This window comes from Paenibacillus qinlingensis (genome assembly GCF_013204845.1).
Lineage (GTDB): Bacteria > Bacillota > Bacilli > Paenibacillales > NBRC-103111 > Paenibacillus_E > Paenibacillus_E qinlingensis.
Map to the genome: position 1 here is coordinate 22,316 of NZ_JABMKY010000027.1, position 14,791 is coordinate 37,106.

Below are 14,791 nucleotides of genomic sequence, written 5' to 3' on the forward strand. Positions count from 1 at the left end.
GCTTATTTGCATCCCTACAAGGGATTTTAGACAATTAAGCACTTTTTGATGGCTTATTCGGTACATAAACTGTGGTTCGGGGGAGTAACGCGGCCAAAACTCGCCTCCCCAGCCTCTCCAAGACCCCTACACGCAAAAAAGCGCAAGCAGTCCAACAGGACACACTCGCACTCACATTAACCCTCACCAACTCGCATTTGCTTACTGCAAATTGTTAACATTAGCTACTTTAACTACACTTCTCACTCTACTTCAATCGCCTAAATCAGCTACCTCAACCTCAACCTCTATCTCTACCTCACGCGCAGCCCCCGCAAATACGTCTGCAACAATCGCCGCAAACTCTCATCCCGATCTAGCCCCATACGGAAGCCATTCCGATGCTCGAGTGAGGCGAATCCATGCACCATGCTCCGAAAACCGCGCACCACGTGCAGCGCATCCTCCTCACTGAGTCCGTAAGGTGCAAGGATGCGCAACAGGAAGCTCACAACACCAGCACCGACCTCTTTCAGCTCGGGATCTTCATAATCGGGCAACGCCGAGATCGCTTCGTACAAACCTGGCTGCTTCCGAGCGAAATCCACATATGCCATGCCCGCAGCCAACAAGGCTTCATCCTCTGCTTTACCAATCACGGCTTCGACCATCGCTTCTTTCACGAGGAGAAGGCCACGCTTAGAAAGCTGTTTTCGCAGATCAGGCAAGCCCTTGATATGATTGTAAAGGGAAGGTGTTTTGATAGTTAATTTAGTCGCTAGCGCAGCAAGCGAAAGCTGCTCAATCCCTTGTTGATCTGCGAGATCTATCGCCGCCTGCAGGACCGTTTCTGCATCTAATCCTTGTCGAGTAGCCATGATATGCTCCTTTTTACTAAATTAAATTGTCGCTGATGCGCCTTGAAATTTCGCTGTTGCTTCTTCCAGTGCTGCGTCCAGCACCACTCCTGGCTGCTCAATCATGCGTCCATGTCCGATTGCCAATAAGCTTGGCGCTAGCTCCCTCAATCTGCGCCCACTCGCTAAGGAAGCTTCCTTACTCCACGTCGCCATCGCTGGAAACGGGAACTTCCATTTGACCACACCGGATACCGCTACTCCGCCTCGCACTTGGAAAGCATCCCCGGCGATCAACGCACGACTCCGCACATCGAGGAAAGCCATGGAACCAGGGGTATGGCCAGGTGCAGCATAGGCTTGCAACGAACCAATCCGATCCCCGTCTGCCAATAGTACATCAGGTTTCGTCTGAATCCCTTTGGGGATGCCGCCTTTAATCGGCGTTTGAAGCTCATCTGCCTCCAGCTCCACGTTGCCTGCCAACAGCTTCGCATCCCTTCTGGAGATGTAAACTTGTGCATGAGGCAATTCTTTCTTCAAACCGTCCAATGCACCAATATGATCGCCATGGGCATGTGTTAGAACGATACGTGTAATTGGCTTTCCAATTTGCTTCGCCGCCTGCAAAATACCTTTCACACTAAAGGGTAACGCGGCATCAATCAAGGTTAATTCGGATTCTTCCTCCACCAAGTAACAATTCACTGGAAAAAACCTCGGCATAAAAGCCAGCTGATATAGATATCCGATTCGCGTTATTTTCATGTTCAACGCCTCCTGTTAACTATTTATATTAGTATAATAACTAATGTCATTAGTTTTGTAAATAGGCTTATTGCATTTGTCTGAGTGTTCTTTATTAGACTGTGGTAAAATAGTTCTCATATTTGTCCTACAGTCCATATAAGTGAGTGAGGTTACTTCATGAATACTGAAACTTTAGCACTTTTTAAAACGTTAACCGAAATGCAAGCTGCACCTGGCTTTGAGCGAGAGATCCGTGCATTTGTACGCGGCGAGTTAGCCAAATATACCGATGAGTTCGTGCAGGACGCGCTCGGCAGCCTCTTTGGGGTTGTGCGCGGCGACGAGACAGGACCGCGCATCATGGTGGCGGGCCACTTCGACGAGGTAGGCTTCCTCGTGACCGGCATCACCGAGCACGGCACAGTCAAGTTCCAGCCGCTCGGCGGCTGGTTTAGTCAAGTGCTGCCCGCGCAGCGCGTGCAGATCATGACAGCGAACGGACCGATCATCGGTGTGATCGGCTCCGTGCCGGTGCACTTGCTGGACGAAGCTGCGCGCAGCAAGCCCGCAGACATCAAGACGATGTACATTGACATCGGCGCCGAAGATCGAGCCGATGCCATCGCCATCGGCATTAAGCTCGGGCAGCAGATCGTGCCGATCTGCCCGTTCACACCCATGGCCAATCCGAAGCGGATTATGGCCAAAGCATGGGACAATCGCTACGGCGTCGGCCTCGCGATTGAGCTCTTGAAGGAGCTTCACGGCGGGCCGAAGCTCCCGAACATCCTGTACGCCGGTGCAACCGTACAGGAAGAGGTTGGCCTGCGCGGCGCAAGAACGGCTGCGAATATGATTCAGCCGGACTTGTTTTACGCGCTAGATGCAAGTGCCGCCGGGGATATGACCGGCGACCGTCAAGCTTTCGGGCAGCTAGGGCGCGGAGCGCTGCTGCGGATTTTCGATCCCACGATGATTACCCACCGTGGGATGGTCGAGTTCATTCTGGATATGGCGGAGACGCATAAGATCCCCTATCAATACTTCATCTCGCAAGGTGGTACGGATGCTGGGCAAGTGCACCTACAAGGCAGCGGGATTCCATCCGCTGTAATCGGGGTGTGCGCCCGCTACATTCACACGTCCACGTCGATTCTTCACGTGGACGATTACGCCGCGGCGAAGGAGCTGCTGATCAAACTGGTGCAAGCCAGCGACCGCACGACATTAAACACCATTCTTGCTCAAGCCTAAGTGGTGATTTGAACTAAAAAAGCGCAACAAGATGAACTCTTGCTGCGCTTTTTGGCATTTTATTTAAATACGTAAAAAATTGACATTTTTTTCATAAATATAGAACTAATGTTCCAATATATGGTACAATTAGCAATATAACTTGTTCTTAGAAAGAAGGATACCCATGACTACATGCATTCGTGAAGCAACACCCCAGGATACATCAGCGATTAGTTCACTCGTTTCTCATCTTACTGGCAAAATGATTTCCCCTTTACATATTGAAAATAGGCTGCATAACATGCGCGATAATCCGGACGAATTGCTATATGTCTATGAAGAAAAGAATCGGATTCTTGGTACGTTAAGCTTTCGTATCCGCAGAGATCAGACAGCACACAATGTAACATTTAGTGAAATTTCGGTTATTTCCTTTAATGAAGATCCTGACAGTAACCAAGCACCTTTGGAGCAATTGAGAAGCTATGCCGAACAGCTTGCAAGCGATCATAACTGCTCTGGCATGATGTGGCTTACTGACATAGAATCCACAGATAAATCCCGTTCCGCCCAGTCGCCTATCGGCTTTCATGAAACAGGCTACCGTTTTGTCAAACGTTTCCTCTAACTAGGAAGAATTCGATTCTCCCTATTCTATTACTACTGCGAAGGAGTGCTTACATGTGCTAGCTGGATTAAATGAAGGAGCTTTAAGTACCCTTGTCCTTATCCTCTTCATCCTCATCCTTATTCTCGCGGTTGGCATCTTTTTATCCCTTATTATTAAATCTCTTTCGGTCTGGACATCCAATAACAATGCACCCATTCAAGATCGATTCTGTAAGGTTGTTGCCAAACGAATACAACTCTCCGGAAACTCCAGTAATTTAAATTCGAACACCTCCTACTTTGTTACCTTTGAATTTGAGGACCGAAGCAGAATGGAACTGTGGATTGGCCGACAGCAGTTTGGCTATATGGTCGAGGGTGATATAGGATATTTAACTTTTCAAGGCACTCGGTTCAAAGAATTTGAACGTCAAAAAGCAATATGAGCAATTCCACGAATACGTAAGCATTTACAAGAAAAAACAAAATAACAGGCATATTTAGTTAGATATTTGAATAATCTGAATATTTACAATATTTTAATAATAGGCTATTATAAAGCCAAGGCAGACAGGGAGGACAACCCGCACCATACGGTGCAGTAACAACGAAGAGCCTTACAACTTTTAGGAGAGGGGATAGTCCATTGGACCACGTTAGCGAAGCATGCTACTCACTTGCGCTCTAAACGACAGGAGCCAAGTACAGGAACGTCCCACTCGTTCATCCAGCATGCGGGAAATCAAGATCAGTAGATCAGGCAGGTCATCATTCTAGGAAAGGAACCGAAGTGAGGACTTGTCGTATGATTGATCAGATGGGTAGTTAACTAAGAGGAAAGGACACTTTTACTTTGAGGAGAACGTATCGATTGCAACAACGGACTTGCGAATTTTCGGGGAATGGAGTGTGTGGAAGAACAATTGAATAGGCAAAATGACTCATAGAGACCTCCGGTTATCATGGATAAGCGGGGGCCTCTATTTGCGTTCACACGATGTTATATGTTGGGCAACTGAGCCTTCTGAACAATTGGTAATCGGACGATGAAGGAAGTCAGTTCTTCCACCCCGCTTTCCACTGTAATCGATCCGTGATGCATCTCCACGATTTTCTTCGCGATCGACAAGCCCAACCCATTGCCGCCCGCCATACGATTTCTGGATTTATCCGCTTTGTAGAAGCGTTCAAATATATGCGTCTGATCCTCTTCCGGAATGTTAGGCCCATTATTCGATATCCGCGTGACTGCCTCTTCCCCATTACTGACCACTCGAACACGAATCGTCCCGCCAACAGGTACAAATTTCACTGCGTTGTGGATGAGGTTCGTCCATACCTGGCTGAGCAGATCCTCATCGGCATCAACAGTTACAGGATCCAGTTCGATGTCCATTTCAATATCTTTATCTACCCACTGCGGCTCACAAGCGAGGATATGATTGCGCAACTGTTTATCCAAACGATAGCTCTTCGGTTCAAAAGGATGATTCTGCGACTCCAGGGAAGTCAGTTTCAGCAAATTTTCGCTGAGTTTGGATAAGCGTACACTTTCCGTTTCAATAATGGTCAAGTAATGCTTACGCTCCTCCGGTGACAGCTGATCATTCTGCAGTGCGCGGGAAAATCCGCTAATGGACGTTAGAGGCGACTGAATTTCGTGGGAGACGTTCGAAATAAACTCCTGCCTCATTCGCTCCAATTGCCCCAAATCGGTCGCCATTTGATTGATGGACTCCGCTAATTCCACGAAGGGTCCATTCCGAGGATTATCATCCACCAACACATTGAAGTCCCCTCTCGACATGCTTCGGATCGCTTGATTCAAACTTTGGAAGAAAATTAACTGATGCTTCCTCATAAATTGGCCAAGAATGGCCATAGTAATACCCCAGAAGAACATGCCTCCGATGCAGTTGATCAATTGCACGATGACTTCCGGGGGGCGTTTCCCCAGATGCTCGTAGAGATACTCCGTGCCATAGAAGGCAGCTAACCAATACACGATAATAAGAATAAATATCCCTAAACCAAAGAAAAAGCCGCCTATTCGTTGGAGAATGGACTGCTTATTATTCTGGCTCATTCTCCGCTTCTTCTGTCTTTCTCTCCGTTCTTTTCTATCTGCTCTGTGCTGATGATTCATTTCAGCACCTCCAGCCGATAGCCCAAGCCTCGAATTGTAGCGATGCGAAAAGCATGCCGCTCCTCAGGAAATCGCTCACGCAGCCGATTAATATGCACATCAACCGTGCGTTCATTGCCTTCGTAGTCAAATCCCCAAATCTGCTCGATCAATTGATCGCGCGAGAACGTTTTGCCAGGATAGCTCGCGAGCTTATAGAGCAGCTCGAATTCTTTAAGCGGCAGCGTGATGCTCTCTGCGCCAACGGTGACTTCATAGGTTTTGCGATTCATACTTAAATCGCCGGCCTGAATGGTTTGCGAGGAAGCAATCCGGTAGCGCTTCAACAGCGCTCTTACTCGCATCGCCAATTCAAGCGGCTCGAAGGGCTTGGTGAGGTAGTCGTCGGCGCCGAGCTCGAAGCCTTTGACCTTTTGTGCCGTTTCTCCTTTGGCCGTTAGCATGAGGATCGGTAAATCATAATGCTCTCTGAGCTCCTTGCACAGCTGCCATCCGTCCATGTTCGGCATCATCACATCTAAGATAACCATATCGACTTGGACGGTTTGCAGCTTCTTGAGTGCTTGGGCGCCATCCTCGGCCTCGACCACATCGAAGCCCTCATTCAGCATGAAAACACGGACAAGCTCACGAATATACGGATCATCATCTACGATCATAATAGGTGCCATGTATGTTCAGCCTCGATTCTTGATGTTATTGTCTGCATATAGAATGTGTTTATGATAGAAATCAGTATAAAGGAGCAATATAAACTCAATTTAAACCAGAAGCTTATTTTATGAAATGAAAGGGCTTTATTTGGAAAATGTTTTATGATAAATTTGGGGAAGGAACAGTCTAGTCTAGGGGGTTGTGGCCTGTATGACAAATAACACATTGGCGGATTTCAACAAGCTGACTACCGCGGAAGCGGAAGCCCTGTTTAGGCGCGAGGTACTATCAGAAGGATTCGCAGGTTTCAGGCGGTTACTCGACAGTCTCACGAATGCAATCAAAGCCGCGGGGGACACAGAAATGGACATCGTAGAACAGTCGGTTGCGAAAGCAAAGCGACTTTTTCCAGAACCCGTTGACTTCAGCCCATCCTGGGAAAAGATTTGGCCTGAGCTCGAAAGTACGATAGCTGCCAAGAAACACATTTTTGCGAACATCTCACATGCGGAGAGAGCCGGTGAATGGCAGGTTATCATGGATAATCCACTCGTGGTGCAAGAGGTCGTCTGCTACCCTGCATTGACATTCGAGGATGCGGCCTATCTCTACGCTTACTTCCGACCGCAATTAGAGAAGTCCGAGTACATTCGTCTGCAGAAAATCCAAACGGTCATTCAGGAAATTGGCGGTTAACTGTTACGTCAGTTTTTTCTTCATCCACTCACACCAAATTAAATCTGTATCCACCTTCATTGTGGCTTTATGCACGAGGACGTACATGCCGAATGCATCATCACCAATTTCTAATTGATCGAGCGGTTTCTCACTTGCTTGTTGGAGCTTATCCATCAGGAGGTTGAATCGCTCTTTTTTCTTCTTATAATATACTTCTCGTACCGCAAGCATCATCCTCGCCTGTTCTTTATCCACGAGACCAATGCAATAAACCTTCAATGAAAGCTCATCCCTCGTCACAGGCTCATCCGTAGGCATAGCAATCCATTCCCGCAAGGCATCTTTCCCTTGCTCCGTAATGGAGTAAACTTTTTTATCCGGCTTATCTGATTGAGCAACATGTACGAAAGCCACGTGCCCCTTTTGCTCTAATTGTGCTAAGAGTGGGTAGATCTGGCTATGTTTGGCTGACCAAAAAGGCTGAATATGCTGCATAAGCTCATACCCCGAGCGGGAGTTTTTGGTTAAAAGGCTTAGTAATCCATATGAAAGGGTATTCAAATAGCATTCCTCCTTTATGTCATTATTGACATATAAACAGTTCGGTAGTATGATGATTTTCATTCAAAATTATAGAGAATACTATCATTAATATCAATGGATAGAGTGGAGGGCATTATTTTGAGTAAGGATGAGTTACAACAAGTACGCTTCTGGCCAATTATGATTGCTATCTTCTTCGGATCGTTCGTTTCGATTCTAAGTATGAGCACAATTAATATCGCAATACCGATTCTTAGTGATCATTTCCATACAGATTTGAGCAAAATCCAATGGACGATTACTGGTTTCATGCTCGCCAGCGGTACAATCGCTCCGATTACAGGGTATTTCGGGGAGAAATTCAGCTACAAACGATTATATGCTATTGCGTTGATTGGTTTTACCATCTTTTCACTCCTATGCGCTTTAGCATGGGATGCTTCATCACTGATTGCTTTCCGTATTATTCAAGGAGCTTTCAGCGGTTTGATTATGCCGGCTACTATGACTATTGTGTATCAGGTTATCCCGCGTGACAAGCAACCAATCGCGATTTCCCTCTGGTCTTTATCTGCGATGATGGCTCCTGCAATCGGACCTACATTGAGCGGCTGGTTATTGCAAAATTGGAGCTGGCACTGGTTGTTCCTCATGAACGTACCTGTCGGGCTTGTTGCAATTTTTCTCGTTTTCAAATTAATTCCTTATTACCGTCTTTCTGTTCCAAAAAGATTCGATTTAATCGGCTTACTGACTGTCGTTGTCAGCTCTCTTGCCTTGCTCGTCGGTTTCTCGCAAGGCCATGCTTGGGGATGGTCATCAGGCCGTGTTATCAGTCTATTTGCAACAGGCTTCCTAGTTCTTCTGCTATTCATTTGGAGGGAACTTAAGGCTGACTCCCCATTATTGAACATCCGTGTATTGAAAAACTCGCGTTACACGCTATCTCTCATTATTTCCAGTATTGTTACGATAAGCTTGTACTCAGGTACCTTCCTGACGCCGATTTTCTTGCAAAACATTCAGCATGTAACGCCATTGGATACAGGATTAATTCTGTTACCTGCTTCCCTCGTCATGGCACTTTGTATGCCAATCGTAGGCAAGCTGTATAGCAGTGTCGGGCCTCGTATTCTAATTTTTATCGGCATTTCTTTAATCGCGGTTGGTACGCTCACACTTAGTTGGTTAAGTACAGACGTATCACGCGGCTATATTGTGTTCTGGATGATCGTTCGAAACGTCGGGATTGCCTTCGCTACGATGCCTGCAAGTAATGCAGGAATGGAGCAAATTCCGCGAACTCTTTCTGGCCATGCAACATCTATCAATAACTGGGTTCGTAACGTATTCGGATCTTTCGCGATCGCCCTATTCACTTCCGTTTTATCGTCCCAAACCGTAACACATAGCAAGGATCTTGCTACTGGCGGGATGACGGACAAAGTGCAAATTGGTACTCATGCATTCACGATGAGTGTTAATGATGTATACTTGCTTGCCACATTTATTGTACTGGTCGCTTTACCGCTCAGCTTGTTCCTTAACAAGCGTTCCTTAGCACCGGACAATCCTTCAGCGTCGGCACCTGCTCCTATTGTAGCAACGCCTAGCCCGAAAGCCTAATGCATAAATGAAAACCCCAGTCTGATGTGACGGCATTCACATTAGGCTGGGGTTTTCGTTTATTTGGTTAAGCGCGGTAGAAATCGCGCAACAACTCGTCCATCACACGATTGGTACGTGCGGCTGTGACGCCAGTGCTTGGGCTTTGTCCGATACCTCGAAGATCGTCGACAACCTTCTGAATCAGCGGCTGTTGCACGTGCGGAGGGTTGGGTATCGTCAGTTCTTGAACCTCACCATCAGCGGTTTCAATGCGTAGATCACCACTGAATGTTGAGAACGAAAGTTTGCCAAGACTACCCACAATCTCATTCAAATCTAGGCGAGTGTATGAGTTGAAACTCCATACCCCTGTACCCATCACACCGGATTCGAATGCATAGCTCGTTGTCACGATATCTTCGACCTGTTGCTTACCCGTTTGATTTCTTGCGAAGCCCTTGACCTCTCCGATGGGTCCCAACAAATAATCTAGAATATCCAATGCATGGCTTGCCAAATCCACAAATAAGCCGCCACCTGACAGTTCCGGCTGAATGCGCCATGGTTCTAGTCCCTCTTCATAATCTCTCATTGGTTGCAGATATGTCGACTGCACGAAGCGAACATCCCCAATGACCCCACTATCAATTAGACGCTTGATCTCCACGAATTTAGGAAGCCCTCTGCGATAGTACGCCACATACAAAGGCACACCCGCTTCTACGCAAGCCGCGATCATTTCTTGACACTCTGCGTGATTCCTAGCCATCGGCTTCTCCACGTAGACAGGCTTCCCTGCTTGGGCAGCGAGTAACATATATTCATGATGAAATCCTGGCGGCGTTGCAACGTAGACCGCATTTACATCTGGATCGTTCACTAGCGCCGCGGCGTCATCGTACCATTTTGCCACACCATGCCGCTTCGCATAATCCTCTGCTAGTGCCCCATTGCGACGCATAACAGCGACCAGTTCCGAACCTTCAGCCTTCTGCAAGGCCGGACCGCTTTTGACCTCCGTAACGTCTCCGCAGCCGATAATTCCCCAACGAACCTTTTCCATCTGTTGTTGCCTCCTTTTACATGCTTAGTTAGGTAGGTATTCGACGTGATGGCTGTGACCTCCTGTACACGATTCGTAAGCAACATAAACCAATAAATAAAATCGTTCAAGTGGTCTAATCAAAACAAACAAAATTGGCACTTTTTATGTACCATAGTGATTGCTATACTATTGCTACAAAGCTAAAACAAAGCAGGTGCAGCCATGTACACACCCTCCCATTTTAAAATAGAAGACTTGTCGAAAATGTACGACCTCATAGAAGCGCATAGCTTCGCTACGATCGTTTCGCATCATCAGTGGCGTCCCTTCGCGACCCATATCCCCTTACTTTTGCGTTCAGAGGAGCATTGCCTATATGGGCATTTCGCTCGCTCCAATTCACAGTGGATGGATATCGAGGGACAAGAGATTTTGGTGATTTTCCAAGGTCCCCACTGCTATATCTCGCCTTCTTGGTATGGAACGCCTGCCGCTGTACCCACGTGGAATTATACGGCTGTTCACGTCTATGGCAAGGTCGAGCTCATACATGACGATGATGAAGTTCTATGTGTCTTGCAGCAGCTAACCAGCAAGTACGAGCGCACAGACAGCTCATACGACTTGCCTAGCGTTGATCCTCACTTTATTGCTGGGCTGAGCAAAGGGATACAAACCTTCAAGCTTCCGATTTCCAGCATCGAAGGCAAGGCCAAACTCAGCCAGAATCAGCCGATCGAGCGCCAGGAGCGCATTATTCGAGAGCTTGAGCGCAAGGGAGACTTGGAGCAGCAGATCGCTGTGCTAATGAAGGGGAACCTACACAAAGAATGAGTTGAATGGACAAAAGGACCGTCCCCTACGTCCTCCCTCGAAAGGGAACGAGGATGTCCTAATTGTTGAATAATAGGCCAAATCATCATGGGAGGGGAACTACAAGGCGCTATTTTGCCAAAAAAAGCAATAAATAACGAAAATCGGCCAATTAGCGCATCTACGTTCTCTCTGGATTCGATTTCAGCCGATTTCAACCAAATAAGGCATCCAGGTTCCTCTTGCGCAAAGTCATTAACTATTTGATCAACGATGGAAACGGTGGCCATCCTGTACGCTACACAAATAAGCCGTCCTTGAGTAGACGAATCTACTTATGGGACAGCCTCTTTGTTTATTGATCCTACCTCGCACCAACCAACCACTGACTGCTGTTTCGAATGATCTCCCGATACACAGGGTGTCTGAACGATTCCGCCTGATGCCCGGGCATCAGGTAAACGACACGCCCAAAACCGAAGCGATGGGCCCAAGCTGCCGGGACAACTTGATCCTCTTGGTCGTATTCGAGCAAGACAGTCTTATCATGATGTGGAATGAACCTAAACTGATACGGCTCGTCCGCAATGGTAAAAGCCCCAATGCCCTGAGTGATCGGATGCTCCGAAGCACTGGAGGCTGGACGGATGGTGATATCCCGAAACGGCGGGTGTCCTGTAAAAAAGCCCCCGATTAACTGACAAAGATCGAACCGGTGCTGTAAAGAAATGCCGTTATGCAAGGCCAACAGTCCGCCACCGCTCGTAACGAAGCCAAGCAGGCCTTCCGCCTGATCATCTGTAATGCTGGTTCTCCAGCAGTCCGTGTACGAGATGACGACATCAAAGGCAGCGATGCGCTCCGGCAAGAGAACATCGTAGTCCTCTGTACAAACGACATGCCAATCACGGCCGAGAATGTCTTGCAATTCGATGTCAACATCGTACAGCGGATGGTGCTTAGGATTCGTATAATGGCCAAGTACGAGTAAGTTAGATGGCATAGTGATCTTTATCCCTTTCTTTTCTTTCTACCACAGCTGCCGCTCACCCAAATAATTAAGATAAGCAGGATGCTGATCCATGTAATCGGCATGACCCAGAATCAGCTTGATCATGTTGACTGCTGAATCGTCCGGCGTTAGTGGCGATTTGGCATTCAGAGCCCCACTTAAACGCCCTTGGACAGCGCCGGGGTGAAGAATGAGCACTTGGCCCCCTTCGACTTTGATCTGGTTATGAATTAAGGCAGACTGCATGTTGAGCGCAGACTTAGACATCGCATAGGCGAACCATCCCGTCCTATGGCACTGACCGATACTCCCAGCTTCCGAGGAAATGTTAACAATAAGCTTATGCCCGCTGTTCATCAGCGGTTCAATCAATTGATTCGACATGCGTAGCGCGCCCAGCACATTAACGTTGTATACCTGCTGAATACCCTCAAAATCAATGGCATCCGTAATAGTTGCCGTTTTGTTGCCAATAATAGCTGCATTATTGATCAAAATATCCAACGAATCAGTTATTCCCGATACGAAGTTACTGGCGTTTCGAACGCTATCCTCGCAAGAAACGTCCAATTCGACTTGATATAAACGATCGGGATACGTTTGTTTCAGGATTGATATCTCATCATATTCCTTTAAATAGGTGCCGGCAATGACCGTAAAGTCATGGAGCAGCAACTGCCTCACCAATGCCGCGCCAATCCCTCTTTCTGCACCAGTGACGAAAGCATATTCAGGCATCGTAGAGATCCTCCTTAGATATACACGCAAGATAGATTAAAGCGTTAAGCTTCTTTTGCGATTTGATGGTAGTGCTAGAGCAAGCAAGCCCAGTAGGGGTAAAAAGGATGTTAATTTAATAACAGACGATAAACTGGTAGCATCGATTAACCCGCCTAAGGCAACGGAACCAAGGCCGCCCATACCGAAGGCAAGACCGGTGATAAGACCTGACATCGTCCCGACACGGCCAGGAATTAACTCCAGCACATACACAACAGCGACGGAAAAGCTCGACATTTGGATCATGCCAATGATTGCGAGCAGTGGATAGGACCATATCGGGCCAGCATAAGGAAGAATAAGTGTAAATGGCAGCGAAACAAGTAGTGCGCACAGGACCGTTGTACGTCCGAAACGATCTGCTACTGGCCCGCCAAGAAATGTCCCTACAGCCCCCGCGCCCAAATAAACGAATATGTACACTTGAGCCGAGCTGGCACTAAGATGATAGGTCTCTGTCAAATAGAAGATAAAATAGTTGGTAATCCCCGCACCATACCAAGAGCGGCCGAAGATTAATAGAACAACCAAAGTAACTGCCGTAACGATCTTCCGACGTTGTCCAGACAACATCGAAGTTTTCTCTGGGGTTGCCTTCGTTCTGCCAATAACCAGTTGATTCTTGAACTTTCCAGTAATGTATAAGAGTACAACGAAGCCAGCAGCAGCTGCCAAGGTAAACCATAGCGAGCCTCGCTGCCCAAAGGGGTAGATCGTAATCAACGCCAATATAGGTGCAAGCGCCTGACCACCATTGCCACCGACTTGATAAATCGACTGCGCCAAGCCACGGCGAGGTCCTGCCGCCATATGAGCTACCCTTGATGCCCCCGGGTGGAAAACTGCCGAACCTAGACCGACAAGTGCAACTGAAAATAAAACCCACAGATAAGAAGGTGCAAAGGCAAGTGCGATCATGCCACTAAGAGAAGCCACCATAGACAGCGGCAATAAATAGGGCTTTGGATATTTATCTGTGTACAAGCCGACGAACGGCTGCAAAACAGAGGAAGTCAGATTTAACATCAAGGTGATAAAGCCCAGTTGGGCAAAAGAAAGCTGCAAGCTTCCCTTTAAGATCGGGAAGCTTGCTGGAATCACAGCCTGTAGGGCATCGTTGAATAAGTGAACAAGACTAATAGCTAACAACACACCAAACATGGCTGATTTGGTGGTATTTTGTGGTGCAGGCATGTTAAGATCGGCTCCTTTCACTAGCCTTTAATAGAACCGATCATGGCGCCTTTGGCAAAGTACTTTTGCAAAAATGGATAGATGACGAGAATCGGTACTGTCGCGATAATAATCATAGCCATTTTAATGGAAGCGCCAATATTGGGAATATTACTTGATGCATCTACAGCTTCGCTAGTCGTTTGCAGCAACATTTGGCGCAGGAGCACCTGCAGTGTTATCTGCTCGGGATTTCCATTGAACATGACTGCCTGGAAAAAAATATTCCATTTCGAGACAGCATAGAACAAGGTCAGTGTGGCGATAACAGGAAGCGAAATGGGGATAATAATGCGTGCTAGAATGCCGATATCATTAGACCCGTCAATTTTGGCTGATTCCTCTAATTCCGCCGGCACCGACCGGAAGAAGCTGACCATTATCATCAGATTGAACACACTAAGCGCACTAGGCACAATCAAGGACCATAGTGAGTTAAGCATGCCCAGCTCCTTCACCAGCATATAGGTCGGTATAATCCCCCCGCTGAACAGCATTGTGAAGAACGCAAGAAAGAGCATAGTTGAGCTGCCGATGATCGCTTTTTTCGATAGTGGATACGCAAGTGAGATGGTCAATAGCATACTCAACGCAGTGCCCGCAACCGTTACAATAATTGAGTTCTTAAGTGCACGAAGGAATAACGTATTGGAAAACACAGCGGAATAAGCCACACTCGTCAAGCCCTTAGGCCATAACAGGAACAAGCCTTCATAGACGGCTTCCGGTTTTGAGAAGGACATGGCGAGCACACTCCAGAACGGAAAGACCATCAGCAAAGCCAGCAACCCGAGCATGAGCCAGTTAAGCCCTTCGAACCAGTTGAAGCCTTTACGTAATTTCAAGGG

General features: G+C 47.3%; 16 protein-coding genes. 6 read left to right on the forward strand and 10 right to left on the reverse strand.

Annotated elements, in window-relative coordinates; genetic code table 11:
* Window positions 1-293 precede the first annotated feature (293 nt).
* On the reverse strand, window positions 294-857 hold the full coding sequence (locus HQN88_RS31265; protein WP_173119667.1) for a TetR/AcrR family transcriptional regulator: 564 nt from the start codon (window positions 855-857) through the stop codon (window positions 294-296).
* A 21-nt stretch (window positions 858-878) separates the two neighbouring features.
* Window positions 879-1,604, reverse strand: a complete 726-nt coding sequence (locus HQN88_RS31270) for an MBL fold metallo-hydrolase (protein WP_173119669.1) — start codon at window positions 1,602-1,604, stop codon at window positions 879-881.
* Window positions 1,605-1,763: 159 nt separating this feature from the next.
* On the opposite strand from HQN88_RS31270, the gene HQN88_RS31275 reads away from it, so the two are divergent.
* The 3 genes from HQN88_RS31275 to HQN88_RS31285 all read left to right on the forward strand — a co-directional run bounded on the left by HQN88_RS31275 (window position 1,764) and on the right by HQN88_RS31285 (window position 3,877).
* Window positions 1,764-2,840, forward strand: a complete 1,077-nt coding sequence (locus HQN88_RS31275; RefSeq protein WP_173119671.1) for a M42 family metallopeptidase — start codon at window positions 1,764-1,766, stop codon at window positions 2,838-2,840.
* A 166-nt stretch (window positions 2,841-3,006) separates the two neighbouring features.
* Entirely contained in the window at window positions 3,007-3,450 is a 444-nt protein-coding gene (locus HQN88_RS31280) for a GNAT family N-acetyltransferase (RefSeq protein WP_173119673.1), read from the forward strand.
* Window positions 3,451-3,505: 55 nt separating this feature from the next.
* Window positions 3,506-3,877, forward strand: a complete 372-nt coding sequence (locus HQN88_RS31285; protein ID WP_274318802.1) for a DUF2500 domain-containing protein — start codon at window positions 3,506-3,508, stop codon at window positions 3,875-3,877.
* Between the two features lie 554 nt (window positions 3,878-4,431).
* Here the strand turns inward: HQN88_RS31285 and HQN88_RS31290 are convergent.
* Both HQN88_RS31290 and HQN88_RS31295 read right to left on the reverse strand, forming a co-directional pair.
* The gene (locus HQN88_RS31290) at window positions 4,432-5,577 is read right to left on the reverse strand and encodes a HAMP domain-containing sensor histidine kinase (protein ID WP_246320560.1); all 1,146 of its coding nucleotides are present in this window, start codon (window positions 5,575-5,577) and stop codon (window positions 4,432-4,434) included.
* Window positions 5,574-6,248: a response regulator transcription factor gene (locus tag HQN88_RS31295; protein WP_173119675.1), complete on the reverse strand. Its 675-nt coding sequence runs from the start codon at window positions 6,246-6,248 to the stop codon at window positions 5,574-5,576. The genes HQN88_RS31290 and HQN88_RS31295 overlap by 4 nt, the downstream gene beginning before the upstream one ends.
* A gap of 193 nt (window positions 6,249-6,441) precedes the next feature.
* On the opposite strand from HQN88_RS31295, the gene HQN88_RS31300 reads away from it, so the two are divergent.
* The gene (locus tag HQN88_RS31300; RefSeq protein WP_173119677.1) at window positions 6,442-6,927 is read left to right on the forward strand and encodes a hypothetical protein; all 486 of its coding nucleotides are present in this window, start codon (window positions 6,442-6,444) and stop codon (window positions 6,925-6,927) included.
* 3 nt (window positions 6,928-6,930) lie between these two features.
* Here the strand turns inward: HQN88_RS31300 and HQN88_RS31305 are convergent, their stop codons facing one another.
* Window positions 6,931-7,470 carry a PadR family transcriptional regulator gene (locus HQN88_RS31305; protein WP_246320561.1) on the reverse strand — a complete coding sequence of 180 codons (540 nt, stop codon included), beginning with the start codon at window positions 7,468-7,470 and terminating at the stop codon, window positions 6,931-6,933.
* 120 nt (window positions 7,471-7,590) lie between these two features.
* Here HQN88_RS31305 and HQN88_RS31310 point away from each other — a divergent pair, with 120 nt between their 5' ends.
* Window positions 7,591-9,078: an MDR family MFS transporter gene (locus tag HQN88_RS31310; protein WP_246320562.1), complete on the forward strand. Its 1,488-nt coding sequence runs from the start codon at window positions 7,591-7,593 to the stop codon at window positions 9,076-9,078.
* Between the two features lie 67 nt (window positions 9,079-9,145).
* Here the strand turns inward: HQN88_RS31310 and HQN88_RS31315 are convergent, their stop codons facing one another.
* Entirely contained in the window at window positions 9,146-10,123 is a 978-nt protein-coding gene (locus HQN88_RS31315; RefSeq protein WP_173119683.1) for a Gfo/Idh/MocA family protein, read from the reverse strand.
* 204 nt (window positions 10,124-10,327) lie between these two features.
* Between HQN88_RS31315 and HQN88_RS31320 the strand changes: the two genes are divergently transcribed.
* Window positions 10,328-10,939 (forward strand): FMN-binding negative transcriptional regulator, encoded by a 612-nt coding sequence (locus HQN88_RS31320; RefSeq protein ID WP_173119685.1) that lies wholly within the window; start codon window positions 10,328-10,330, stop codon window positions 10,937-10,939.
* Window positions 10,940-11,282: 343 nt separating this feature from the next.
* On the opposite strand, the gene HQN88_RS31325 is transcribed toward HQN88_RS31320, so the two are convergent.
* Genes HQN88_RS31325 through HQN88_RS31340 form a run of 4 tightly spaced genes read right to left on the reverse strand, consistent with a single transcriptional unit; the run spans window position 11,283 to window position 14,788 of the window.
* Window positions 11,283-11,921: a ThuA domain-containing protein gene (locus HQN88_RS31325; RefSeq protein WP_173119687.1), complete on the reverse strand. Its 639-nt coding sequence runs from the start codon at window positions 11,919-11,921 to the stop codon at window positions 11,283-11,285.
* Window positions 11,922-11,948: 27 nt separating this feature from the next.
* Window positions 11,949-12,668, reverse strand: coding sequence for an SDR family NAD(P)-dependent oxidoreductase (locus HQN88_RS31330; RefSeq protein WP_173119689.1), 720 nt, complete (start codon window positions 12,666-12,668; stop codon window positions 11,949-11,951).
* 36 nt (window positions 12,669-12,704) lie between these two features.
* Window positions 12,705-13,904 (reverse strand): MFS transporter, encoded by a 1,200-nt coding sequence (locus HQN88_RS31335; RefSeq protein WP_246320563.1) that lies wholly within the window; start codon window positions 13,902-13,904, stop codon window positions 12,705-12,707.
* A 20-nt stretch (window positions 13,905-13,924) separates the two neighbouring features.
* Window positions 13,925-14,788 carry a carbohydrate ABC transporter permease gene (locus HQN88_RS31340; RefSeq protein ID WP_246320564.1) on the reverse strand — a complete coding sequence of 288 codons (864 nt, stop codon included), beginning with the start codon at window positions 14,786-14,788 and terminating at the stop codon, window positions 13,925-13,927.
* Window positions 14,789-14,791 lie beyond the last annotated feature (3 nt).

Excerpts from the sequence above, each read along its gene's own strand:
- HQN88_RS31265 (WP_173119667.1), bottom strand. The coding sequence starts at position 857 with ATGGCTACTCGACAAGGATTAGATGCAGAAACGGTCCTGCAGGCGGCG.
- HQN88_RS31270 (WP_173119669.1), bottom strand. The coding sequence starts at position 1,604 with ATGAAAATAACGCGAATCGGATATCTATATCAGCTGGCTTTTATGCCG.
- HQN88_RS31275 (WP_173119671.1), top strand. The coding sequence starts at position 1,764 with ATGAATACTGAAACTTTAGCACTTTTTAAAACGTTAACCGAAATGCAA.
- HQN88_RS31280 (WP_173119673.1), top strand. The coding sequence starts at position 3,007 with ATGACTACATGCATTCGTGAAGCAACACCCCAGGATACATCAGCGATT.
- HQN88_RS31290 (WP_246320560.1), bottom strand. The coding sequence starts at position 5,577 with ATGAATCATCAGCACAGAGCAGATAGAAAAGAACGGAGAGAAAGACAG.
- HQN88_RS31295 (WP_173119675.1), bottom strand. The coding sequence starts at position 6,248 with ATGGCACCTATTATGATCGTAGATGATGATCCGTATATTCGTGAGCTT.
- HQN88_RS31300 (WP_173119677.1), top strand. The coding sequence starts at position 6,442 with ATGACAAATAACACATTGGCGGATTTCAACAAGCTGACTACCGCGGAA.
- HQN88_RS31315 (WP_173119683.1), bottom strand. The coding sequence starts at position 10,123 with ATGGAAAAGGTTCGTTGGGGAATTATCGGCTGCGGAGACGTTACGGAG.
- HQN88_RS31320 (WP_173119685.1), top strand. The coding sequence starts at position 10,328 with ATGTACACACCCTCCCATTTTAAAATAGAAGACTTGTCGAAAATGTAC.
- HQN88_RS31325 (WP_173119687.1), bottom strand. The coding sequence starts at position 11,921 with ATGCCATCTAACTTACTCGTACTTGGCCATTATACGAATCCTAAGCAC.
- HQN88_RS31330 (WP_173119689.1), bottom strand. The coding sequence starts at position 12,668 with ATGCCTGAATATGCTTTCGTCACTGGTGCAGAAAGAGGGATTGGCGCG.
- HQN88_RS31335 (WP_246320563.1), bottom strand. The coding sequence starts at position 13,904 with ATGCCTGCACCACAAAATACCACCAAATCAGCCATGTTTGGTGTGTTG.